Origin of the sequence: Streptomyces tamarix (assembly GCF_032423885.1) — a bacterium.
In the GTDB taxonomy this organism is placed as follows: domain Bacteria; phylum Actinomycetota; class Actinomycetes; order Streptomycetales; family Streptomycetaceae; genus Streptomyces; species Streptomyces tamarix.
In genome coordinates, this window is record NZ_JAWCTQ010000002.1 from 63,853 (window position 1) to 86,047 (window position 22,195).

Here is a 22,195-nt window from a genome sequence, read left to right on the forward strand (position 1 = left end):
CCTGCGCCAGCCTGGACCGGCCTGGACGGCCTCCTGACCGATGCCTCGGCCGGTTTTCGGTCAGCCTTGCCGGATGACCAGTCTGCCACCCTGGCGCCGGGCGACGACGCGGCCGGGCAGGTTGATGGCGCCCTGGCCCCGCCAGCCCGTGATCAGCCGGTCCAGCTCCTCGACGTGCCGGGCGAACAGCGACCCGGCCGGGGCGCCCTCGGCGATGGCCGCGCGGCGCAGGACGCGGCGGCGCACGGCGGGCGGCAGGGCGTACAGCTTGGCGCACTCCAGCAGGCCGGCCTCGTCGCGGACGGTGGCGTCGGCCTCGGCGGCCCAGCGGTCCAGGGCGTCGGCGTCGTCGCGGCAGAGCTGCGCGGTACGGGCGAGGGCCTCCACGACGCCCTTGCCGAGCGACTTCTCCAGGGCGGGCAGGCCCTCGTGGCGCAGCCGGGACCGCGTGTACGCCGGGTCGGCGTTCATCGGGTCGTCCCAGACGGGCAGGGACTGGACCAGGCACGCCTTGCGGGCGGTCTGGCGGTCGAGGTGCAGGAAGGGGCGGCGGTAGCGGCCGGCGGCGCCGGAGACGGCGGCCATGCCGGACAGGGAGCGGATGCCGGAGCCGCGGGCGAGGCCGAGGAGCACGGTCTCGGCCTGGTCGTCGCGGGTGTGGCCGAGCAGGACGGCGGCGGCGCCCAGGCGCTCGGCGGCCTCGTCCAGGGCGGCGTACCGGGCGTCGCGGGCGGCCGCCTCGGGCCCGCCCTCGCGGCCGACGGTCACCGTGATGGCCTCGACCGGGTCGAGCCGCAGGGCGCTGAGCCGGGAGGCGACCTCGGCGGCGCGCAGGTCGGAGCCGGGCTGGAGGCCGTGGTCGATGGTGATGCCGCCGGCGCGGACGGCCAGCTTGCGCGCCTCGAAGGCGAGGGCGGAGGCCAGCGCCATGGAGTCGGCGCCGCCGGAGCAGGCGACCAGCACGAGCGGCGGCTCGCCGGCGCGGTCGGTGCCGGCGCGCGCGGCCCGCTCGGGGCCGCTGGCGTCCGGGTGCGCGGGAGCTGCCGCCGCGGGGCGGGCGGCGGTGTTCCGGGAGACCTCGTTGAGTACGTCGTGGAGTACGCGGCGAACCGCCAGGCGTATCGCCGCGACCGCAGGATGGGGACCCATGTCCGGTGCCCTTCGTGGAAGTTGGGGGGTGCCTCGGTCGGAGTCTTAACGGTCGGAACGGAGGGTTCGGTCACTCAGGCCGTCACTCAGCGTGCGTCGATGGTGACAGAACACAGCCGTTACCCGAGCATCGCACGCCTATCCGTCGCCCACGGTCCCTCGGATGGGTGATTGGAGCGGCTCCGTTCCGGGGACACCGGTTCCGCTTCCTCACTCCCCCTTGCGGTGCACCCTCGCCACCCACTCCGCCGGCCTGGCGATCTCGGCCTTCGTGGGCAGCGTGTTCGGGGAGGTCCACACCCGGTTGAAGCCCGCCATGCCGACCTCGTCGACGACGGCCCGGACGAACCGCTCGCCGTCGCGGTACTGACGGAGCTTGGCGTCCAGTCCGAGCAGCTTGCGCAGCGCCGCGTCGAGGCGGGACGCCCCGCGCGCGCGGCGCTGCTGGAACTTCTCGCGGATCTCCGCGACGGACGGCACGACCTGCGGGCCGACGCCGTCCATGACGTAGTCGGCGTGGCCTTCGAGGAGCGACATGACGGCCGTGAGGCGGCCCAGGATCTCCCGCTGCTCCGGGGTCTGGACCAGCTCGACGAGGGAACGGCCGCCGTCGTCCTCCTCGGCCTCCGGCCGGGCGCCGGCGAAGGTCTGGACGGCCTCGCGGAGACGTTCCAGCACGGTCATCGGGTCGACCTCGGTCGCGCCGAGGAACGCCTGGATCTCGCTCCGCAGGTGGTCGCGCAGCCACGGCACGGCGGTGAACTGCGTGCGGTGCGTCTCCTCGTGGAGGCTCACCCACAGGCGGAAGTCGTGCGGGGCGACGGCGAGCTCCCGCTCGACGTGGACGATGTTGGGCGCGACGAGGAGGAGCCGGCCGCCGCCGTTCTCCCCGGCGGGCAGTTCGCGGGTGGCGGGGGCGAAGGTCTCGTACTGGCCGAGGACGCGGGAGGCGAGGAAGGAGAGGAGCATGCCCAGCTCCACGCCGGTCACCTTGCCGCCGACCGCGCCGAGGACGGCGCCGCCGGGGCCGCCGGGGCGGCGCTCCGCCATCTTGTCCAGCAGGGGCTTGAGGAGTTCGCGGAAGCCCGCCACGTTCGCCCGGATCCATCCGGCCCGGTCGACGACGAGGACGGGGGTGTCCTCGGGCTCGTGCCCCTCCGGGACCATGCGGGTGAACCCTCGGACGTGCTCCTCCGAGGCCTTGGCGTGCCGCCGCAGCTCGGCGACGACCTCCCGGGCCTCGTCGCGGCTCACCTCGGGCCCGGGCCGCACGAATCGGGTCGCGGTCGCCACCGCGAGATTCCAGTCGACCATCTCGGCACCACCGATGCTCGTCATGCGTCAACCGTACGTGCTCCGCGCCACAAGGGTGACCCCGCGGGCGTACGCGGACCGTACGCGGGCGGGCGCGGCCGGGACGGCGGGCGCGGGCCGGGACGCGGGGGCCGCCGCGGGCCGGGCGGCGGTCAGGGCCGTGGCCGGGCGGCGGTCAGGGCGGTGGCGAGGGCGTCCAGGGCCGGCTGGGCCTCGTACGGGGACGGGGTGTTCGACGCCAGGAAGGCGAAGGCCAGGAGGCGGCCGTCGTGGGTCACCGCCGTGCCCGCCAGGGCGTTCACGCCCGTCAGGGTGCCCGTCTTCGCGCGGATGAGGCCCGCCGCCGGGGAACCGTCCGTGTAGCGGTCCTCCAGGGTGCCGCTGAAGCCGCCCACCGGGAGGCCCGTCAGGACGGGGCGCAGCTCGGGGTGGGCGGGGTCGGCGGCGCGGGCCAGGAGCGCGGTGAGGAGGCGCGCGGAGAGGCGGTTGCGGCGGTCGAGGCCACTGCCGTCCCTGATGACGGCGCCGTCCAGCGGCACGCCGAGCCCCCGCAGTTGCGCCCGCACCGCCCGCCCGGCGCCGTCGAAGCCGGCGGGGTGGCGGGTCGCGCGGGCGGTCGCCCGGGCCAGCGCCTCCGCCAGGTCGTTGTCGCTGTGCGTCAGCGTGCGCTCCACCAGGGTGGACAGGGGGGCCGAGTGCGTCGCCGCGAGCCGCAGGGGCCGGTGCGGGGCGCGGCCGGGCCGGGGAGCCGGGGACACCGTGACGCCCCGCGCCGCGAGCAGCTCCGCGAAGGCGCGCGCCGTCTCCCCCGCCGGGTCCCCCGCGCGCGGGGCCGGGCCGGAGGTGGAGTCGTCGAGGCGTGCGGAGCGGGTCATGAGCGCCGTGACGGGGGCGATGTTGTCGTTGACGCCGATCCGGTGCCGCACCGGGCCCGTGTACAGGGAGGTGTCGTACGTCAGGGCCGTGGGCGCCGCGCCCCGCGCGCGCAGGGCCTTCGCGGTGGCCGCCGCCAGGGCCTTCAGGCGGCTCTCGTCGAGCGTCGGGTCGCCGCCGCCGACGAGGGTGACCGTGCGGGCGTCCCGCGACGCGACGACGGTGGTGGTGAGGCGGTGGTCGGGGCCCAGCGCCGAGAGGGCCGCCGCCGTGGTGGCGATCTTGATGGTGGAGGCCGGGGGCATGGGGGCCGCCACCCCGTGCCCGTACAGCCGGCGGCCGGTCGCCACGTCCACGACGGCCGCCGTGCGCGGGGCGCCGAGGCCGGGGTCGCGGAACAGCGGGTCGAGCGCCCCGGCGAGGGCGGGCGCGGGGGCGTCCTGGACGCGGGCGGGCGCCGCCAGGGGCGTGAGGACCGCGGGGGCGCTCGGCGCGGGCGCGGGCGCGCGGCCGACGGAGGGGCCCGGCCCGGCGCCCCGGCCGTGATGTGCGCCACCTGTGGCGGCCCGGGCAGCGGCGCGGTCGCGTTCGGCCGTACGCTGACCCCCGTCCCAGGGACCGGCGAGACCCGCCACCGTGGCGGCCAGGGCGACGCCGACGGCGGCGGAGCCCGCGGCCAGCCGCAGCACGTTCCGCTCCAGCACGGCTGACCAGCCCCTTTCGCGAGCACTCGGTTGCGTGAGGGACACTTAACCACTGAGCTGGGCCACGAGCACGGCACCCCGGTGATCACGGCGGTCCAGTGACCCGACATTGTGTTGATCTTGGAGGAGCCACCCGTGGAGTTCGACGTCTGCATCGAGATCCCGAAGGGTTCGCGGAACAAGTACGAGGTGGACCACGAGACCGGTCGCATCCGTCTCGACCGCCACCTGTTCACCTCGACCGTGTACCCGGCGGACTACGGCTTCGTCGAGGGCACCCTGGGTGAGGACGGCGACCCGCTGGACGCGCTGGTCATCCTGGACGAGCCGACCTTCCCCGGTGTTCTGGTGAGGTGCCGCGCGATCGGCATGTTCCGCATGACCGACGAGGCCGGCGGCGACGACAAGCTGCTGTGCGTCCCGGCGTCGGACCCGCGCATGGAGCACCTGCGCGACATCCACCACGTGTCCGAGTTCGACCGCCTGGAGATCCAGCACTTCTTCGAGGTCTACAAGGACCTGGAGCCGGGCAAGTCCGTCGAGGGCGCCGACTGGGTCGGCCGTGCCGAGGCGGAGGCCGAGATCGAGGCGTCCATCAAGCGCCTGAAGGAGCAGGGCGGCGCCCACTGAGGCAGCCCCCTCACCGCGTTCCGCCGGCGGGCGGCGCACCCCGAGCGTCACGGGTGCGCCGCCCGCCGTGCTGTGCGGGCGGGGCAAGGACGCCCATACTGGGCGGAACGGGCACGCCACGCGCGCGTGGAGGCGTGCGGCACCGGGAGTACGGCACGGCGCCCCGGGCAGGCGGAGACGACGCGACGAACGATCAGCGGGAGTGGGCAGGCACAGTGGTGGCGGAGCCGCACGGTCCGGAGGAGGACCGCAAACCGCAGCCGGACGAGGCGCGCAGCGCCTTCACCCCGCCTGCCGGTGTGGAGCCGCCGGGCCCGCCCGAGGACGACCACCCGAGTTCGGAGTTCGCCGTCCCGGAGGGGTTCGCGGCGGAGCCGTCCGGGGAGCCGGAGAGGTCCGCGTTCGCGCCGCCGTCCACGTTCGACGCGCGGCTGGCCCACCCGGCGTACACGCCCGCGCAGGGCCTGCCGGCGGTCCGGCTGTCGAAGGACGCGCCGTGGCAGGACCGGATGCGGACCATGCTGCGGATGCCGGTGGGCGAGCGTCCGCTGACCGAGCCGGCGCAGCGGCACGAGGAGGGCGCCGGCCCGGCCGTGCCCCGCGTGCTGGACCTGACGCTGCGCATCGGCGAGCTGCTGTTGGCGGGGGGCGAGGGCGCCGAGGACGTCGAGGCGGCCATGTTCGCGATCTGCCGCTCGTACGGGATGGACCGCTGCGAGCCGACGGTCACGTTCACGCTCCTGTCGGTCACGTACCAGCCGTCGCTGGTGGACGACCCCGTGACGGCGAGCCGGATCGTGCGGCGCCGCGGCACCGACTACACGCGGCTGACGGCCGTGTACCAGCTCGTCACGGACATCAACACCGAGGACGTCGACGTCACCCTGGAGGACGCGTACCGGCGGCTGGCGCTGATCCGCCGCAACCGGCACCCGTACCCCGGCTGGGTGCTGACCCTGGCGGCGGGCGGTCTGGCCGGTGCGGCGTCGGTGCTGCTGGGCGGCGATGTGACGGTGTTCCTGATCGCGGCCGCGGGGGCGATGCTCGGCGACCGGCTGGCGTGGCTGGCGGCGGGGCGGGGGCTGCCGGAGTTCTACCAGTTCGCGGTGGCGGCGGTGCCGCCCGCGGCGCTGGGCGTGGTGGTGAGCCTGCTCCACGCGGGGCTACGGCCGTCGGCGGTGATCACGGGCGGGCTGTTCGCGCTGATCCCGGGGCGGGCGCTGGTCGCGGCCGTGCAGGACGGCCTGACGGGCTTCTACATCACCGCGTCGGCGCGGTTGCTGGAGGTCGTGTACTTCTTCGTCGCGATCGTGGTGGGCGTGCTGACGACGCTGTACGTGGGCGTGCAGGTGGGCGCGGAGCTGAGCCCGGAGGGGACCCTCGCGCCGGCGGAGCGGCCGGTGGTGTCGATCCTCGCGGCGATGGCGCTGTCGCTGACCTTCGCGGTCCTGCTCCAGCAGGAACGTTCCACGGTGGTGTTCGTGATGGTGAACGGCGCGGTGGCCTGGGTCGTGTTCGGGGCGGTCGCGGTGACGGCCGGGGGGTCGGCGATGCTGGCGACGGCGCTGGCGGCCGGGCTGGTGGGCCTGTTCGGGCAGCTGATGGCGCGGTACGAGCGGTCGACGTCGCTGCCGTACGTGACGGCGGCGATCGGGCCGCTGCTGCCCGGTTCCGCGATGTACTACGGCGTCCTCAACATCGCGCAGAACAACATGGACGCCGGTTTCGCGTCGCTGGCGCGCGCGGCGGCGCTGGCGCTGGCCATCGCGATCGGCGTGAACCTGGGCGGCGAGCTGGCCCGGATGTTCCTGCGGGCGCCGGCGACGGCGGCGACCCGCCGCGCGGCCAAGCGCACGAGGGGCTTCTGACGGCGCGCGACCGGCCGGTCCCCCGGCCGGCCGCGCGTGGCCGGTGCGGCGCCCGGTGCCCCCGGGCGCGGTGGTCAGCGCCTGGCGTGGCGGCCGCGCTGCACGGGCGCGGCGGGGTCGGCCGGGAACGCCGCGCCGGACAGCGCGGCGGCCTTCTTCGCCTTCGAGCGTCCGCGCACGAACTCGATGATGATCGGGATCACCGACAGCAGGACGATCAGGACGAGGATCGCCTCGATGTTCTCCTTGATGAAGCCGATCTGACCCAGGAAGAACCCGGCGACGGTGATGCCGGCGCCCCAGAGCACGCCGCCGACGACGTTGTACGCGATGAACGTCCGGTACTTCATCCGGCCGGCGCCCGCGACGATCGGCGCGAACGTCCGCACGATCGGCACGAAACGGGCCAGCACGATCGCCTTCGGCCCGTACTTCTCGACGAACTCGTGCGCCTTGTCCAGGTTCTCCTGCTTGAAGACCTTGGAGTTCGGGCGGCTGAACAGCTTCGGGCCGAAGAACCGGCCTATGGCGTAGCCGACCTGGTCACCGGTGATCGCGGCGATCACGATCAGTGTGCAGACCAGCCACAGCGGCTGCTGGATGTAGTTGCCCTCGGCGACCAGCAGGCCCGCCGTGAACAGCAGCGAGTCACCCGGCAGGAAGGCGAAGAACCCCGATTCGGCGAAGACGATGAGCAGAATGCCGGGCAGGCCGTACTCGGAGATCAGGTAGTCCGGGCTGAGCCACTCCGGGCCAAGCGCAAGGGTCATCACGGGTTCCGGGCTCCTGGGTCGATGGGCGGGGGACGGCTGCCCAAACGTATCAACGCTCCCGGCGTGCCCTCGGTTCCACCGACCCTCCGCGCGCGCGGCCCGGGCGGCGCAGCGAACCGGACGACCGGATACCGCCCCTTCCGGTCACTCCGCGTGGCCGGTGGGCGGGGCGGAGGGGCCGCCCGGGGCCCGTGGGCCTCCGGCAGCCCCTCCACTGCCCGGCACCCCGCCCCGGTCCCGGGTGCCCCGCGGGTGCCCCGCCCGGGGGCGGCGCTCCGCCGCGGGGCCGCCCGGACCCCGGGCCCCGGGTGTCCCGCGCGCGGGGCGGTGCTCCCGCACGGTCATCGGGGAGGTCCCGGACCTCATGGGTGTCCCGCGCGGGGCGGCGCGGGCCGCCGTTACGCGTGGCGGTCGGCGTTCGCGTGGATCGCGTCCCGCACGTGCTCGGCGAGGCCGGGGCGCATGCTGTCGTAGAACGCCTTGAAGCGCTCGTCCGCGACGTACATGTCGCCCAGGCAGCGGTGCATCTCGTAGGGGCAGTCATAGAACCAGCGGCAGATGTGCTGCCGGTGCTCCTCCGCCATGGCCACGGCGCGCTCGCCGGACGGCTCCTCGCCCTCCTCCATCAGCGCCGTGTAGCGCTCGCCCCAGTCCTTCGCCTCGTCCTGGATGCGCTGCCAGTCCTCCTTGGCGTAGCGGGCGGCGCGGCGCTGGGACTCGCGGTACGCCTCGGTGCCGCCCCAGCGCTGCTCGGCCTCGTCGGCGTACTGCTCGGGGTCCTTGTCCCCGAAGACCTCGAACTTCTCCTCGGGGGTGAGGTTGATGCCCATCTTCTTCGCCTCCATGGCGTTCTCGACGGCCTCGGCCATCCTCTGCAGTTCGACGATCCGGGCGGTCAGCAGCCGGTGCTGGCGCCGCAGGTGCTCCTGCGGGTCCGTGTCCGGGTCGTCGAGGAGGGCCGCGACCTGGTCGAGCGGGAAGCCGAGCTCCCGGTAGAACAGGATCTGCTGCAGCCGGTCGAGGTCGTCGTCCTCGTAGCGCCGGTGTCCGGCGTGGCTGCGGCCGCTCGGGGAGAGCAGCCCGATCTCGTCGTAGTGGTGCAGGGTCCGCACCGTGGTCCCGGCGAGACGGGCGACCTGTCCGACGGAGTAGCTCATCGTCCCCCCGCTCCTTCCTTCGGTACGCCCCCAGCCTGGTTCCTCACGCCGCGTGAGGTGCAAGCGGCTTTTCCGAGGAGGGCGTCAGCCCTGGTCGCCGGGGTGCCGGGAGCCCGTCGCGTACGGGTTCTCCTGGCCGTCCGCGAGGACGCCGACGAACGGGTCGCCCTCGCCGGCGAAGGTGTACGCGCCGCCCTCGACCCGCTCGATGAGGCCGCGGGTCCAGGCGGCGCCCGCGTCGGCCTGGTGGAGCCAGAGGTTCATGATCTCCCCGATGTGGCCCAGTTGCTCGGGGCCGCCCTCCGGCGTGTAGTGCTCGGTGACGGTGGCCCGCCAGCGCTCCAGGCCCGCGACCCGCTGCCGGAGCAGGCCGACCGCCTCCGCGCGCGGCAGGTCGACGAGGAAGCCGAGGGCGGCGGTGAGGCTGTCGGGCTTCTGGTCGTGCGCCGTGAGGGCCTGGCGGAGCAGGGCGAAGTACTCCTCGGTGCCCTGTTCGGTGATCTCGTACTCGGTGCGGGGCGGGCCGCCGGCGGTGCTGGGCGCGGTCTCGTGGGCGCGCAGCAGGCCCTGCTTCGCCATCTGCTTCAGGGCGTGGTAGATCGAGCCCGGTTTGGCGTTGGACCACTCGTGGGCGCCCCAGTACTCCAGGTCGTTGCGCACCTGGTAGCCGTGTGCCCGCCCGTGCTGGCGCACGGCGCCGAGCACCAGCAGCCGGATCGCCGACATTCGCGTCCCTGCCCTCCGTACCGTGACGTCAATTTTGACTAGGGTACGGGCAAGGACGCGTCCGCGCCGGGAGAACGCGCCGCGCCAGGGCCGAGGGGCCCGGGAGTGCGGGGCCCCGGGCCGAGCACGACCGGCCTCCGACACGGGCCGTCGACGCGAGCCGTCGGCGCAGGCCACCGGCGCGGGCCTTCGGCGTCCCGGGCCCGGGCGGTCCGCTACGCCTCCCGGCCGGCCTCCATCTCGATCAGCTCGAAGGAGGTCCTGCCGTCCAGGCACTCGCGGATGATGTCGGCGTGCCCGGCGTGCCGGCCGAACTCCTGCACCAGGTGCAGTGCCATCCACCGCACGGAGACCCGGCCGTCCTTGGGGAACCAGGGCGCCTCGGGCAGCGGGAAGGTGTCGTCCAGGCTGGGCACCGTGCGGATGAAATCCTCCAGCTCCTTGACGACCCCGTCCCAGAAGGCGAGCACGCCGGGGATGGTCTCGTCGCCGGACAGCCGGAAGCCCTCGGCCCAGGTCTCCGGGCTGCGCCTCCTGTCGTTGGGGCGCTGCTGGGCGAGGCGCAGCCAGTTGAGCTCGGCCTCCGCCGCGTGCTTGAGCAGCCCCGACAGCGACAGTTCGCTGGCGGTGGGGCGGCTCGCCGCCTGCTCCTCGGTCAGTCCGAGGACCGCGCGGCGGAGGGCGGCGCGCTGCGCCTCGATGAAGGAGAGCAGCGCGCCGCGCTCATCGCCGTGCGCCTCGGCGGGGACAAGAGCGACCATGAAGGGACCGCCTTTCCGGTGGGGTTGTGCCCTGACCTGACCTCCTCACGCTAGGGACCATCGCGGTCAGGTCCTGTCCTCGATGGGGGTGCGGGCCGGGTCAGATGGGGAAGGTGCTGCGCGCGTGCTGGACGGAGATCCACTTCTGCGTGGTGAACGCCTCGACGGTCGCGTCGCCGTTGAGCCGCCCGACGCCGGAGTGCTTCTCGCCGCCGAAGGGCACGATCGGCTCGTCGTGGATGATGCCGTCGTTGACGTGGATCATGCCCGTGTGGACGCGCTGGGCGAACCGCACGCCGCGCTCGACGTCGCGGGTGTGGACGCCGCCGCTCAGCCCGTACGGGGTGTCGTTGGTGATGCGGACGGCCTCGTCCTCACCGTCGAACGGGATGAGGAGGGCGACCGGGCCGAATATCTCCTGGGTGAGGACGGGGGCGTCGGCCGGGATGTCGGACAGGACGGTCGGCGCGACGACGTTGCCCTCCGAGACGCCGCCCACCAGCACCTTGGCGCCGGCCGCGACGGTCTGCTGGATGGCACTCATGACCGACTCGACCTGCGAGGAGTTGATGAGCGGGCCGATGTGGGTCTCGGGCTCGGACGGGTCGCCCGTCTTCAGGGTCCGCACCTTCGCGACGAACTTCTCGGTGAACTCGTCGAGGACGGACCGGTCGACCAGGACGCGGTTGGCGGCCATGCACGCCTGGCCCTGGTGGATGAAGCGGCTGAAGACGGCCGCGTCGACGGCGTAGTCGATGTCCGCGTCGTCGAGGACGACGAGCGCGCTGTTGCCGCCGCACTCCAGGACGGCCCGCTTGAAGTGGTTGGCGCACACCGTGGCGACGTGCCTGCCGACGCGGTCGGAGCCGGTGAAGGAGATGACCCTCGGGATCGGGTGCTCCAGCAGCGCGTCGCCGATCTCCGCGATGTCGGTGACGACGACGTTGAGGACGCCGGGCGGCAGGCCCGCGTCCTCGAAGACCTTGGCCAGCATGGTGCCGCCGAGGATCGGGGTGTTCTGGTGCGGCTTGAGCACCACCGCGTTGCCCAGGGCCAGCGCCGGGGCGACGGACTTCAGCGAGAGCAGGAAGGGGAAGTTGAACGGGCTGATCACGCCGACGACGCCGACCGGCAGCCGGTAGAGGCGGTTCTCCTTGCCGTCGATGGGCGACGGGAGGATCCGGCCCTCGGGCCGCAGCGACAGGTGGATCGCCTCGCGCATGAACTCGCGGGCGAGGTGGAGCTCGAAGGCGGCCTTGCCGCGCGTGCCGCCGAGCTCCGCGACGATCGCCTCGATCAGCTCGTCCTCGCGGTCCTCGATGATCCGCAGGGCGCGCTCGAAGACGCCGCGCCGCGTGTACGGGTTGGTCGCGGCCCACCCGGCCTGCGCCCGCTCGGCGGCGCGGTAGGCCTGGTCCACCTCGTCGACGGTGGCGACGGTTATGGAGGCGAGCTTCTCCTCGTTGTACGGGTTGAAGTCGATGATGTCCCACGAGCCGCCACCGGCCCGCCATTCACCGTCGATGTACTGCAGGGCCAGATCTTTGAAGTAGGACATGACATCCCTTCCGAAGCCGCGTGGCCCGCAGGGCCGCTCCCGGGCATCTATGACGGGACGTCATACTACTTACGTATCAAATGAGTTGCAGGAGTCCTCTGAGGAGATCCCGACTTTCCTCCGGGCCGGGGCTGTCCGCGTGGAGCCTCTCCATGGCCCGCTCGTACTGGGCGACCTCGTCGCGCTTGTCGATGTAGAGGGCGCCCGTCAGCTGTTCCAGGTAGACGATGTCCGAGAGGTCGGACTCGGGAAACCGCAGCATGGTGAAGGCGCCGCTCTCGCCGGAGTGCCCGCCGAAGCTGAACGGCATCACCTGGAGCGTGACGTTGGGCCGTTCCGACATCTCGATCAGGTGCTTCAACTGGTCGCGCATGACGGACCGGTCGCCGTACGGGCGGCGCAGCGCGGCCTCGTCGAGAACGGCGTGAAACCGCGGAGCGCGCTCGGACACGAGGACCTTCTGCCGCTCCAGGCGCAGCGCGACGCGGCGGTCGATCTCGGCGGCCGAGGCGGTGGAGCACATCCCGCGGGCGACGACCGCGTGCGCGTACGCCTCGGTCTGCAGCAGGCCGTGGACGAACTGGACCTCGTAGATGCGGATGAGCGAGGCGGCGCCCTCAAGCCCGATGTACGTCTGGAACCATCCGGGCAGCACGTCGCCGTAACTGTGCCACCAGCCCGCGAGGTTGGCCTCCCGGACGAGGCCCAGCAGCGCCTCGCGCTCCTTCTCGTCGGTCACGCCGTAGAGCGTGAGCAGATCCTCCACGTCCCGTGCCTTGAAGCTCACCCTTCCCAACTCCAGCCGGCTGATCTTGGATTCGGACGCCCGGATCGAGTAGCCGGCGGCCTCCCGGGTGATGCCGCGCGACTCGCGCAGCCTCCTCAGCTGAGAGCCCAGCAGGATGCGCCGCACCACGGAACCGCCGGATTCAGTCGCGGTCACGTCTCCAACCCTCCCCATCGCTGATGTGTACGACGGAGCACCCCCGAGCCCCGAGGAAGCGGATTCTGCCACCAAAACGCTTCACCCCGTACGCGAACGATTACAGAACGGCGACCACTTCGGCCACAGCCGCCGGAACGACCCGGGGAAGATATGGCCAAGAACCGCCACGGGGCAGGACACCTCGGGCGCGTGCACGTGCATCTGCCCTTGCATCTGCCCCTCCCTTTCGGAACCATGGTCCCCGCGCACCTGCGTAGTCGTTCGTGTTGTAGCACCACAGCCGCGAATCCGGGGAGTGCCTCGCATGGGGACGAATGGATCGACCATGCTCGAGCCGTTAAGGCAGGGGCTTCCCCCGATCGACGCCGCGTCCCTGTCGAGCTCGGCCTCGTGCGCCCTGCCCGCCCGGTACGAAGCGGTGCGCGGCGCCCGCCAGTTCACAAGCACGACCCTCGCGCAGTGGAACCTCAGCGACCGGTTCGACGACGTCGCACTCGTCGTCTCCGAACTCGTCACCAACGCCCTGCGGCACGCGCTGCCCGCCGACACCCCGCGCGAGCACCCGCTCGACCCGCCCGTGCGGCTGCACCTGATGCGCTGGGCGGGCCGGCTCGTGTGCGCGGTGCGCGACCCCAGCCCGGACACGCCCGCGGCGCGCACCTCCGGCGAGGACTTCTCGGCGGAGTCGGGGCGCGGGCTGTTCCTGGTCGAGTCGTTCAGCGACAGCTGGGGGTGGCACCCGCTGGCGGGGACGCTGCACGGGAAGGTCGTCTGGGCGCTGTTCCGGCTCGCCGACCAACCGTAGCCGGGGCCGGTGCTCCGCACCGGAAGAGACGTCGGCCCGAGGCCACGGGGGACTCGCCGCCGATGAAAAGGGGCTCCGTTCGCGGAGCCCCTTTTTCCGTGCCCGGCGCGGGGGCGGGCCGTCAGCCGCCGACGAGGTGGTCGAACTCCCCGTCCTTGACGCCCAGGAGCATTGCCTCGATCTCCGCGGGGGTGTAGACCAGGGCGGGCCCGTCGGGGAACCGCGAGTTGCGTACCGCCACATTCCCGCCGGGGAGCTTGGCGAATTCGACGCACGAGCCTTGTGAATTGCTGTGCCGGCTCTTCTGCCAGACGACCCCGTGAAGCTCCGTGGCCGCCATGCCGTTGTACACGTTCAACACGTGGTGCACAGGACGCTCCCCGAGTCACATGAGTTACATGAGTGAGTGATGTTGCAGGTGTCAACTATCTGGGATCATAGCTGCGTTCACCTGCACATGCATGAGCAGATGCACGTGCACGCCGGGTGTTCCTTCGACTACTGAGACGCGTACCGGGCCCGTGAGGCTCCCTCTTTCCCCCGGCACACGGAAAAAGGCCCCCCACGCGCGCGGAGCGCGGGGGAGCCCCCTTGAGGAACGGCGGTGCGTCAGCGGGCCGCCGAGGCGTACGGCAGCAGCGCCATCTCGCGGGCGTTCTTCACGGCCCTGGCCAGTTGCCGCTGCTGCTGGGCCGAGACGCGGGTCACCCGGCGGCTGCGGATCTTGCCGCGGTCGGAGACGAACTTCCGCAGCAGGTCGGTGTCCTTGTAGTCGATGTACGTGATCCCTTCCCGGTCCAGCGGGTTGGGGCGGGCCTTGGTCGGCTTGCGGTCGGCAGAGCGGCGCGGGGGCACGGGGTCAGACCTCCAGGAGCGTGTCGAAGGCGGACGGGAGCCGCTTCCAGGCCGTACGGCCGGCGGCGTACTCCGCGTCGGTGAGCAGGCAGGAGCCGAGCAGCTCGGCGAGCCCCTCGCGGTCCAGGCCGGGCGAGGTGAAGACGAGGTGCTGGCAGCGGTCGCCGAACTCCGGTTCCCAGTCCAGCGCGGCGGCGGCCCGGCGCACCGCCGGCACCATCTCCCAGGCGGCGTCCGGCAGCGCGGCCAGCCACGGGCCGGCGCTCTCCACGCACAGGGCGCCGCCCGCCGCGTCCCAGGCGAGCAGCGTGTCGGGCCGGTCCGCGAGCCAGAAGCGGCCGCGGCTGCGGGCGGCGGCGCAGGCCAGGTCCTCCAGCGCCGCGTACAGCCGCCCGGGGTGGAAGGGCCGGCGGGCGCGCCACACGTACGTGCCCACGCCGGCCGCGTCCGCCTCCTGCGGGAGCAGCGCGCAGGCCGGGTGCTGGGCGGCGGCCGCGGCCCCCACGTCGAACCCGGCCAGGAGGGCCGTGGCCAGGTCCCCGTCCGGCACGGCGACCCGGCGGGCCGTCGGGTGGAGCTGGGAGAGCAGCGCGCGGTCCTCGTCGCCGGCGTCCGGGCCGTCCAGGACGGCGAGCACCGGCGCGTACTCCACCTGCCGGGCCCAGGTGTCGGCGATCGTCCGCCGGTCCGTGGCGGCGGACGCGAGTCCGGCGTCCGCCAGGTCGTCGCCGTTGCCCAGGTACGGGAGGACCAGCGCGGGGTCCACGGCGGTGGCGACCCCCGTCAGGTCGAGCCCGGCGGCGGCCACGGCCTCGGCCGTCGCCCGGGGCTCGACCGAGTCCCACAGCTCCACGACGGCCAGCCGGGTCAGGCCGGCGTCGGCGAGCCGCCCCAGCTCGGGCACCAGGTCCTCGCGGAGCGTGCAGCAGGCGCAGTCGTTGACGAGCGGTGCCTCGCCGGTGGAGAGCACGCCGCTCGCGTCGCGGACCGTCCGGACGACCGTGCCGCGCTCGACGGCGGCGGACAGGTCGTGGTGGAGCGCGACACTGCCCGGCACGGAGGCGAGCAGCCGGTCGACGGCGGCGCGGCGGGCGTCGGAGTGGAGTCCGCCGACGAGGGCGACGGAGAGGGGGACGGACGGCATCAGCGGGCCTCGGGCCGCCCGGCGGCCCCGGCCGCGCCGTAGCGGCGCTCGAACCTCTCCACGCGCCCGGCCGTGTCGAGGACGCGCGCCTGGCCGGTGTAGAAGGGGTGGCTCGCCGAGGAGATCTCGACGTCGACGACGGGGTAGGTGCGGCCGTCCTCCCATTCCACGGTCTTGTCACTGGTCATGGTGGACCGGGTGAGGAAGGCGAAGCCGCCCGCCTTGTCGCGGAAGACGACAGGTCCGTACGCGGGGTGGATTCCGGGCTTCACGGCGGTCAGCGCTCCTCTCGGAAGTCGACGTGCCGGCCGACGACCGGGTCGTACTTGCGCAGGGTGAGGCGGTCGGGGTCGTTCCGGCGGTTCTTGCGGGTCACGTAGGTGTAGCCGGTTCCGGCGGTGGACCGGAGCTTGATGATCGGGCGTAGTTCGTTGCGGGCCATGGGGACAGAGTAAATGGAAATGGTTTCCATTACCAAGAGAGTTTCCCGAGAGGTGGGTCACTCTTCTCCGCCCGCTGCCGGCCGACCGGCGCCCGGCCGACCGGCGCCCGCCGGGCTTCGGCGACCGCACCCTGCCCCCGCCCCCGCCGGTACACGTACCGTCGGTACGCGTCCCGCCGCTTCGGCCCCACCGTCCGGCACGGGCACCACCGGCTCCCCGGCGAGGGCCGGTACGTGCGACTCGCCCTCGGCGCCCGCGGCATCAGGACCGTCGACGCGATCGGCGGCGGAGCGGCCGTCGCCCGCGTCCGCGCGGGGGGGGTGAGGGCCTGACGGCGAAGGAGGGCATCGGCGGCGGGGCGGCCGGCACAGGGCCGTCGTCGAGCGGTACGCCGCCCGTCGCGCCGAACTCAAGGAGCTCATCCGCCGACCGGGCACCCTGGGGGCGGAACGCCCGGCCGTTCGGGCCGAATCGCGTCACCGGCCGCGCGACGCCGGCGCCACGCGGGTTCGCGACCGGGACGCCGCGGGCGCCGACCCCGCGGCCGCGTGCGGACGTCCGGCATCTCGCGGCCGCGTCCGCGGGAGCAGGCGCACGCCGGATCCCCGCCCGGCGGGCGCACGTCGTCCCGATGGCGCTGTGAGCCCTTCCTGGTAGCTTGGCGCGAACTGATCATCCGACTAGGGGGACTTGATCGTGCAGAAGCTGGTACGGAAGGGTGCGGCCGTCGCGGCCGTGTTGGTCTCGGCCGTCGCGCTGACCGCCTGCGGCTCGAACGACGAGAGCGCGGCGACGGGCGGCTCAGGCGGCTCGGCCGCACCGTCCGCCGGCACCTCGAAGGCCGCCGGGGTGGCCCTCGCCGATGCCGAGGGCACCTGGCTGGGGACGACGGACGGCAAGCCGGTCACGCTGACGGTCAACAAGGGCGGCCAGGCCGTGGTGATCAGCGAGGCGCACGTCTGCCAGGGCACCGCGAAGGAGGGCGACGCCCTGACGCTCGCCCTCACCTGCAAGGACGGCGACACCGACCGCGCGTCGGGCACGATCCGCTCCGCCGACGGCGAGCGGCTGGTCGTCGCCTGGGACTCCGGCAAGACCGACACGCTCTCCAAGCCGGCCGTCAGCGGCCTGCCCACGAACCTGCCGTCCATCCCGCCCCTGCCGTCGCTGCCGCCGCAGCCGTAGGACCACCACGGTCGTAGGACGACCACCGCCCCGCGACCACCGCCGCCCCTCGACCGCGACGGCTGCGGGGCGTACGGCTCAGGGCGCCGCGCGGCCCGTGTCGGCCCGGTCCGCCGCGGCCCTGCCGTGGTCCCAGCCGGCCGGGTCCGTGGCGCCCCTGACCCGGGTCGTCGTGGCGCCCGGGAACATCCGGTCCGTACGGGCGGTCACCGCCACGTCCCGCGCCGCCAGGACCGGCAGCAGCGTCGGCTCCCCGGCGGTGACCCTGCGGGACGTGGCCGACAGGCGGTCGCCGAGCCGCTGCGCGTACGCCAGCAGGAACGACTGCCGGAACGTCTTCGTCCGCTTCCGGCCCCCCGCCCGCTGCGCCGCCTCCGCCTTCGCCATCGCGGCCTGCCCCTGCACCAGCAGCGAGGTGTACAGCAGCTCCACCGCCTCCAGGTCCGCCTCGTAGCCGACGACGGTCGAGAAGTCGAACTCCTCGTTCCACACGGCGCGGCAGCGGTTCGCGCCGGCGACCGCGTCCAGCAGGATCGCCTTCGCCGTCTCGTACGGGGGCTCCACGCCGATCCGTACGGCCGACGGCTCGTCCGGGGCGGGACCGCCGTGCGCGCGGGCGGCGAGGGCCGCCTCGTCCAGGCTGTGGCGGGCCATCAGCTCCTGGGCCTTCGCCGTCAGCGCCTCCGCCTCCTCCGGGTAGTCCGTCGCCTCCGCCTTGGCCAGCAGGGCGCGGATCCGGGCCAGCGTGCGCGGCTCGCCCGCGACCGGCGCCGTCAGCGGGGCGGTGCCCGGCGGCGGGGCGACCGGCTCCAGGGCGGGCAGCCGGGCCAGCAGGCGGTACAGCTCCAGTACGGCCGTCGCGTACGAGAACCGGTCGGCCCGCCAGGGCTCGGTGTCCAGCGCGGCGAGCTGGTCCCGCCAGCGCGGCGGCACGTGCGCGTACCCGGCGGACTCGGCGGCGACCAGCGCGGACACGAGCCGCACGTGGTGCGCCTCCAGGTCCCGGCGGACGAGCCGCACCACGTCGGCGGGCTGCCAGCCGCGCGCCCAGGCCCGGCGCAGCAGTTCCTCGCCGCGCCGCGCCAACTCCGCGTCGGCGGACGGGTCGGCGGCGAGCAGCGACGCGGCGGTGTCGAGGGCGGCGGTGCCGTCCGCGTACAGGGCGGCGCCGAGGGCCCGTTCGACGGTCGACCCGCCGCCCGGCCCGGCGTTCACGTCCGCTCCCGCTCGTCGTAGGCGCGGCGGGCGTCCGCGATGGCCTCGCGGTGGGCGAGGGACCAGTCGACGAGCGCCTTGACCAGCCCCGTCAGGTCGCGCCCGGACGCGGTCAGCTCGTACGCGACCTGCGGCGGCACGGTGGGGCGCACGGTCCGCGTGACCAGGCCGTCGCGTTCGAGGCGGCGCAGCGTGAGGGTGAGCATGCGCTGCGAGATGCCCGGGACGAGCCGCTGGAGCTCCCTGAAGCGCCGCACGCCCCCGGCCAGTTCGACGACGACGTGCACCGTCCACTTGTCGCCGAGCCGGTCCTGCACGTCGCGTACGCCGCAGTCCTCCGCGCAGCTCAACCCGGCGGGTGCATCCCCGCCGGTTACCTCCGTGTGCCCCACGGACATGAAAGTGCCTCCTTATGCATACGCCGCCACCACGACCACCATGGTCGCAGCGCACACGTCCACGGAACGGGGGGCATTCCCATGCTGTTGATCACCGGTGTCTCGGGCGGGCTCGGCGGGCTGGTCGCCGGGCACGCCGCGGGCCGCGACGACGTCCTGCTCGGCACCCGCTCGCCGGACGGCCGGCCCGGAGCGCGCCGGGTGGACTTCGACGACCCGGGATCGCTGCCCGGCGCCTTCGCGGGGGTGGACACCCTGCTGCTCGTCTCCGCAGGCTACGGCGAGGACGACGTCGTCACGGCCCGCCACGGGGCGGCGATCGACGCGGCGGAGGAGGCCGGGGTGCGGCACGTCGTCTACACCAGCCTCTCCGGGGACGGCGACCACCTGCCGTACGCCCTCCCCCACCGCTGGACCGAACGGCGGCTGCGCGCCTCGCCGACGGCGTGGACGGTGCTGCGCAACGGCCTGTACGCCGAGTTGCTGGCGGCGCTCGCCGGGCCGGACGCCGACGGCCGGATCACGGCGCCCCTCGGCGGGGGCGCCCTCGCGGCGGTGGCTCGGGCGGACCTGGCCGAGGCGGCGTTCCGGGTGGCCGTCGACCCGGCGCCGCACACCGGCCGGGTGTACGAGCTGGTCGGGGAGGTCCCGCTGGGCGGCGCCGACCTGGCGGCGGCGGTGTCGGGGACGTACGAGCCGGGTGACGGGCTCGCCGCGGCCCGGGCGGCGATCGCGGCGTCGGGAGCGGCGCCGTTCCAGGTGCCGATGCTCCTCGGCACGTACTCGGCGATAGCCCACGGCTTCCTGGACGGCACCGGCGTGCCCCGCGGCCACCTGCGCGGGCTGCTCGGCCGGGAGCCGCGCCCGGCGGTGGACGTGTACGCGCGCGCGGTGGGGTAGGGCTCCCCGGGAGCCAGGCCCCCGAGAGCGGGGCGGCGGAGGCGGAGGGAGCGGGCCGTGGGGGAGAACAAGCGGAGGATGCTGGCCGGGGAGTGGTACCTGCCCGACGACCCCGAACTGGCCGCCGACACCGAACGGCGGATCGCGCTGTGCGCCGCCCACAACGCGCTGCCGCCCGCCCCGGCGGAGGAGCGGATGCGGATCCTGCGGGAACTGCTCGGCGCGGTCGGGGAGGGCGTGCGGATCAGGCCGCCGTTCCACTGCGACTTCGGGTACCACGTCAGCATCGGCGACCGAACGTTCGTCAACGTCAACGCCGTCTTCCTGGACTGCGCCCCCATCACGGTCGGCGCCGACGTCCAGATCGGCCCGAACGTGCAGCTCCTCACGTCGGAGCACGAGCTGGACGCCGGGCGGCGGCGGGCCGGCTGGGAGCGGGCCGCGCCGATCACGATCGGGGACGACGTCTGGCTGGGCGGCGGGGTGATCGTCTGCCCGGGGGTGACGATCGGTGCCGACACGGTGGTCGGCGCCGGTTCCGTCGTCACCCGGGACCTGCCGGCCGGGGTGCTCGCGGTCGGCGGCCCGGCGCGGGTGGTCCGGTCCCTCGAACCGTGAGGACCGGCCCCGCCGCACCCCGGCCCCGCCGCACCCCGATCCGCCGTACCTCGGCCCGTCGCGCCCCGGGGCTCCGGGCCTGCGGGTCCGTGGGTCCCGGGCCTCCGGGTCCTCGGGCTCTCGGCCCTCCGGGCTCCCTCGGGTCCCCGCCGCATCCGCCGTGCCCGCCGTGCCCGCCGTGCCCGTGAGCGGGAGCAGGAGCGCCCCGGCGACGGGCCGGGACCGACGCGGGCTGCGGGGGATTGTCAGTGGCGGGTGCCAGACTCGCTCCCGTGAGCGAGCGGTGGGCGCTGGACGGTGTCGAGGGCGGCGGTGCGAGGCTCGTCCCCCTCGGCCGGGACGGTTTGCCCGCCGGTCCCGTCGTCACCGAGCCCGACCTGGTGGCGGCGGTGCGGTCGCGGCCGGAGGTCGGCCGGTGGGTGTGGCGGTCCACGGCCGACCTCCATCCGCGGCTCCTCGCCGCGGGCGTGCGCGTCGAGCGGTGCTACGACATCGAGGCCGCCGAGCAGTTGCTCCTCGGCCACGAGGGACGGCTGGGCGAGCCCCGGTCGGCGGCGGCCGCCTGGGCACGGCTGCACCACCGCCCGGTGCCGCCCGACCGACCCACCCGGGCGGCCGAGCCGGGCGCGCAGTCCCCGCTGTTCGACGCGGACCCCGGCGGCCCGGAGGTCCCGTTCGAGGGCCTGCTGGAGGTGTACGCGGAGCAGCAGCGCAGGCACGGCGCCGCCGAGCACCCGGACCGGATGCGGCTGCTGACGGCGGCCGAGTCGGCGGGGATGCTGGTGGCCTCCGAGATGCACCGGGCCGGCCTGCCGTGGCGGGCGGACGTGCACCGGGAGGTGCTGCACGAGCTGCTGGGCGAGCGGTACGCGGGCGGGGGCGAGCCGCGCCGGCTGGCGGAGCTGGCGGCCGAGGTGTCGGCGGCGTTCGGGCGGCCGGTGCGGCCGGACCTGCCCGCGGACGTGGTGAAGGCGTTCGCGGAGGCCGGGATCAAGATCCGGTCGACGCGCCGCTGGGAGCTGGCGGAGGTCGACCACCCGGCGGTGGAACCGCTCCTCGCGTACAAGACGCTGTACCGGATCTGGACGGCGCACGGCTGGGGCTGGTTGCAGGACTGGGTGCGCGACGGCCGGTTCCGACCCGAGTACGTGCCGGGCGGCACGGTCAGCGGGCGGTGGACGACCAACGGCGGCGGGGCGCTGCAGATCCCGAAGGTGATCCGGCGGGCGGTCGTCGCCGACGAGGGGTGGCGGCTCGTCGTCGCGGACGCCGACCAGTTGGAGCCGCGCGTGCTGGCGGCGGTCTCCCGCGACCCGGGGCTGATGGAGGTGGCGGGACACGACGGCGACCTGTACGCGCGCCTGTCGGACCGGGCGTTCTCGGGCAGCCGCGACCACGCCAAGCTGGCGCTGCTCGGCGCGATCTACGGGCAGACCAGCGGGGACGGCCTGAAGAACCTGGCTGCGTTGCGGCGGCGGTTCCCGCGCGCGGTGGCGTACGTCGACGACGCGGCCCGCGCGGGCGAGGAGGGCCGGTTGGTCCGTACGTGGCTGGGCCGGACGAGCCCGCGCGCCGCGGGCGCCGGCGAGGCCGAGGAGGCGGGCCTCCCGCAGGACGGCGACCGGGCCCCGGCGGGTGCGGGCGCGGACGCCCGCGCGCGCGGCCGGTTCACGCGGAACTTCGTGGTGCAGGGCAGCGCCGCCGACTGGGCGCTGCTGATGCTGGCCGCGCTGCGGCGGGCGATCGCGGGGATGCGGGCCGAGCTGGTGTTCTTCCAGCACGACGAGGTGATCGTGCACTGCCCGGCCGAGGAGGCGGAGGCGGTCGCCGCGGCGATCCGCGCGGCCGGTGACCTGGCCGGGCGGATCGCCTTCGGGGACACGCCGGTGCGGTTCCCGTTCACGACGGCGGTGGTGGAGCGGTACTCCGATGCGAAGTGACCGGTCCCGGCGCGCCCCGGCGCGACGCGGCGCACCCCGGGACGACACTGCGGGCCTCGGCGCGGCCCGGCGTGACCCGGCACGACGCGAGACATGCCTCGGCGCGCCCCAATACGGCCCGTGCGGCCCGGCGCAGCCGACGCGGCCCGGCGCTCCCCGGCATGATGCGGGATGCTCGGCGCGGCCCGGCGCACCCCGGGACGGCACTGCGGGCCTCGGCGCGGCCCGAGGGA

The 22,195-nt window shown here is 74.5% G+C and carries 23 protein-coding genes and 2 pseudogenes; 9 read left to right on the top strand and 16 right to left on the bottom strand.

Going from position 1 to position 22,195, the window contains the following annotated elements:
• Positions 1-60 precede the first annotated feature (60 nt).
• The 3 genes from tilS to dacB all read right to left on the bottom strand — a co-directional run bounded on the left by tilS (position 61) and on the right by dacB (position 4,040).
• Positions 61-1,149: a tRNA lysidine(34) synthetase TilS gene (gene tilS, locus RND61_RS02350; RefSeq protein WP_315875936.1), complete on the bottom strand. Its 1,089-nt coding sequence runs from the start codon at positions 1,147-1,149 to the stop codon at positions 61-63.
• 210 nt (positions 1,150-1,359) lie between these two features.
• On the bottom strand, positions 1,360-2,487 hold the full coding sequence (locus RND61_RS02355; protein ID WP_315875937.1) for a zinc-dependent metalloprotease: 1,128 nt from the start codon (positions 2,485-2,487) through the stop codon (positions 1,360-1,362).
• A 128-nt stretch (positions 2,488-2,615) separates the two neighbouring features.
• A complete protein-coding gene (gene dacB / locus RND61_RS02360; RefSeq protein WP_315875938.1) occupies positions 2,616-4,040 on the bottom strand; it encodes a D-alanyl-D-alanine carboxypeptidase/D-alanyl-D-alanine endopeptidase in 1,425 nt (474 codons plus the stop codon).
• Positions 4,041-4,175: 135 nt separating this feature from the next.
• Here dacB and RND61_RS02365 point away from each other — a divergent pair, with 135 nt between their 5' ends.
• Both RND61_RS02365 and RND61_RS02370 read left to right on the top strand, forming a co-directional pair.
• Complete coding sequence (locus RND61_RS02365; protein WP_315875939.1) at positions 4,176-4,670, top strand: inorganic diphosphatase; 495 nt, start codon at positions 4,176-4,178, stop codon at positions 4,668-4,670.
• Positions 4,671-4,885: 215 nt separating this feature from the next.
• A complete protein-coding gene (locus RND61_RS02370) occupies positions 4,886-6,538 on the top strand; it encodes a threonine/serine exporter family protein (RefSeq protein ID WP_315875940.1) in 1,653 nt (550 codons plus the stop codon).
• Positions 6,539-6,612: 74 nt separating this feature from the next.
• Here RND61_RS02370 and RND61_RS02375 read toward each other — a convergent pair whose 3' ends face one another.
• From RND61_RS02375 to RND61_RS02400, 6 genes are all read right to left on the bottom strand, one after another.
• Positions 6,613-7,308, bottom strand: a complete 696-nt coding sequence (locus RND61_RS02375; RefSeq protein WP_315875941.1) for a VTT domain-containing protein — start codon at positions 7,306-7,308, stop codon at positions 6,613-6,615.
• A gap of 401 nt (positions 7,309-7,709) precedes the next feature.
• Complete coding sequence (locus RND61_RS02380; protein WP_315875942.1) at positions 7,710-8,468, bottom strand: MerR family transcriptional regulator; 759 nt, start codon at positions 8,466-8,468, stop codon at positions 7,710-7,712.
• 84 nt (positions 8,469-8,552) lie between these two features.
• Positions 8,553-9,194: a PadR family transcriptional regulator gene (locus RND61_RS02385; protein ID WP_315875943.1), complete on the bottom strand. Its 642-nt coding sequence runs from the start codon at positions 9,192-9,194 to the stop codon at positions 8,553-8,555.
• A gap of 215 nt (positions 9,195-9,409) precedes the next feature.
• A complete protein-coding gene (locus RND61_RS02390) occupies positions 9,410-9,955 on the bottom strand; it encodes a DinB family protein (RefSeq protein WP_315875944.1) in 546 nt (181 codons plus the stop codon).
• Between the two features lie 100 nt (positions 9,956-10,055).
• Positions 10,056-11,513: an aldehyde dehydrogenase family protein gene (locus RND61_RS02395; protein ID WP_315875945.1), complete on the bottom strand. Its 1,458-nt coding sequence runs from the start codon at positions 11,511-11,513 to the stop codon at positions 10,056-10,058.
• Positions 11,514-11,589: 76 nt separating this feature from the next.
• Complete coding sequence (locus RND61_RS02400; protein ID WP_315875946.1) at positions 11,590-12,474, bottom strand: helix-turn-helix domain-containing protein; 885 nt, start codon at positions 12,472-12,474, stop codon at positions 11,590-11,592.
• A 289-nt stretch (positions 12,475-12,763) separates the two neighbouring features.
• Between RND61_RS02400 and RND61_RS02405 the strand changes: the two genes are divergently transcribed.
• A complete protein-coding gene (locus tag RND61_RS02405; protein WP_315875947.1) occupies positions 12,764-13,264 on the top strand; it encodes an ATP-binding protein in 501 nt (166 codons plus the stop codon).
• Between the two features lie 121 nt (positions 13,265-13,385).
• Here the strand turns inward: RND61_RS02405 and RND61_RS02410 are convergent, their stop codons facing one another.
• From RND61_RS02410 to rpmG, 5 genes are all read right to left on the bottom strand, one after another.
• Positions 13,386-13,604, bottom strand: coding sequence for a DUF397 domain-containing protein (locus tag RND61_RS02410; RefSeq protein WP_315876110.1), 219 nt, complete (start codon positions 13,602-13,604; stop codon positions 13,386-13,388).
• A 269-nt stretch (positions 13,605-13,873) separates the two neighbouring features.
• Complete coding sequence (rpsR, locus tag RND61_RS02415) at positions 13,874-14,119, bottom strand: 30S ribosomal protein S18 (protein WP_315875948.1); 246 nt, start codon at positions 14,117-14,119, stop codon at positions 13,874-13,876.
• Positions 14,120-14,123: 4 nt separating this feature from the next.
• The gene (locus tag RND61_RS02420; protein ID WP_315875949.1) at positions 14,124-15,263 is read right to left on the bottom strand and encodes a CobW family GTP-binding protein; all 1,140 of its coding nucleotides are present in this window, start codon (positions 15,261-15,263) and stop codon (positions 14,124-14,126) included.
• Positions 15,263-15,535: a type B 50S ribosomal protein L31 gene (locus RND61_RS02425; RefSeq protein ID WP_315875950.1), complete on the bottom strand. Its 273-nt coding sequence runs from the start codon at positions 15,533-15,535 to the stop codon at positions 15,263-15,265. Before RND61_RS02425 ends, RND61_RS02420 begins: the two co-directional genes overlap by 1 nt.
• 5 nt (positions 15,536-15,540) lie before the next feature.
• The gene (rpmG, locus tag RND61_RS02430; protein WP_026252351.1) at positions 15,541-15,705 is read right to left on the bottom strand and encodes a 50S ribosomal protein L33; all 165 of its coding nucleotides are present in this window, start codon (positions 15,703-15,705) and stop codon (positions 15,541-15,543) included.
• Between the two features lie 66 nt (positions 15,706-15,771).
• Between rpmG and RND61_RS02435 the strand changes: the two are divergent.
• The 3 genes and pseudogenes from RND61_RS02435 to RND61_RS02445 all read left to right on the top strand — a co-directional run.
• Positions 15,772-16,038, top strand: a pseudogene (locus tag RND61_RS02435) (hypothetical protein); the annotation flags it as partial.
• A gap of 31 nt (positions 16,039-16,069) precedes the next feature.
• Positions 16,070-16,335 (top strand): annotated as a pseudogene (locus RND61_RS02440) (30S ribosomal protein S14); the annotation flags it as partial.
• Between the two features lie 67 nt (positions 16,336-16,402).
• Entirely contained in the window at positions 16,403-16,891 is a 489-nt protein-coding gene (locus RND61_RS02445) for a hypothetical protein (protein ID WP_315875951.1), read from the top strand.
• Between the two features lie 78 nt (positions 16,892-16,969).
• Here RND61_RS02445 and RND61_RS02450 read toward each other — a convergent pair whose 3' ends face one another.
• Positions 16,970-18,106: a DUF2786 domain-containing protein gene (locus tag RND61_RS02450; RefSeq protein ID WP_315875952.1), complete on the bottom strand. Its 1,137-nt coding sequence runs from the start codon at positions 18,104-18,106 to the stop codon at positions 16,970-16,972.
• Positions 18,103-18,504: a winged helix-turn-helix transcriptional regulator gene (locus RND61_RS02455; RefSeq protein ID WP_315875953.1), complete on the bottom strand. Its 402-nt coding sequence runs from the start codon at positions 18,502-18,504 to the stop codon at positions 18,103-18,105. The genes RND61_RS02450 and RND61_RS02455 overlap by 4 nt, the downstream gene beginning before the upstream one ends.
• A gap of 81 nt (positions 18,505-18,585) precedes the next feature.
• Here RND61_RS02455 and RND61_RS02460 point away from each other — a divergent pair, with 81 nt between their 5' ends.
• The 3 genes from RND61_RS02460 (at position 18,586) to RND61_RS02470 (ending at position 21,962) form a co-directional block, all read left to right on the top strand.
• On the top strand, positions 18,586-19,404 hold the full coding sequence (locus RND61_RS02460; protein ID WP_315875954.1) for an NAD(P)H-binding protein: 819 nt from the start codon (positions 18,586-18,588) through the stop codon (positions 19,402-19,404).
• Between the two features lie 57 nt (positions 19,405-19,461).
• On the top strand, positions 19,462-20,022 hold the full coding sequence (locus RND61_RS02465) for a sugar O-acetyltransferase (RefSeq protein WP_315875955.1): 561 nt from the start codon (positions 19,462-19,464) through the stop codon (positions 20,020-20,022).
• A gap of 272 nt (positions 20,023-20,294) precedes the next feature.
• Positions 20,295-21,962 (top strand): bifunctional 3'-5' exonuclease/DNA polymerase, encoded by a 1,668-nt coding sequence (locus RND61_RS02470; protein WP_315875956.1) that lies wholly within the window; start codon positions 20,295-20,297, stop codon positions 21,960-21,962.
• The last annotated feature ends 233 nt before the right edge of the window (positions 21,963-22,195 follow it).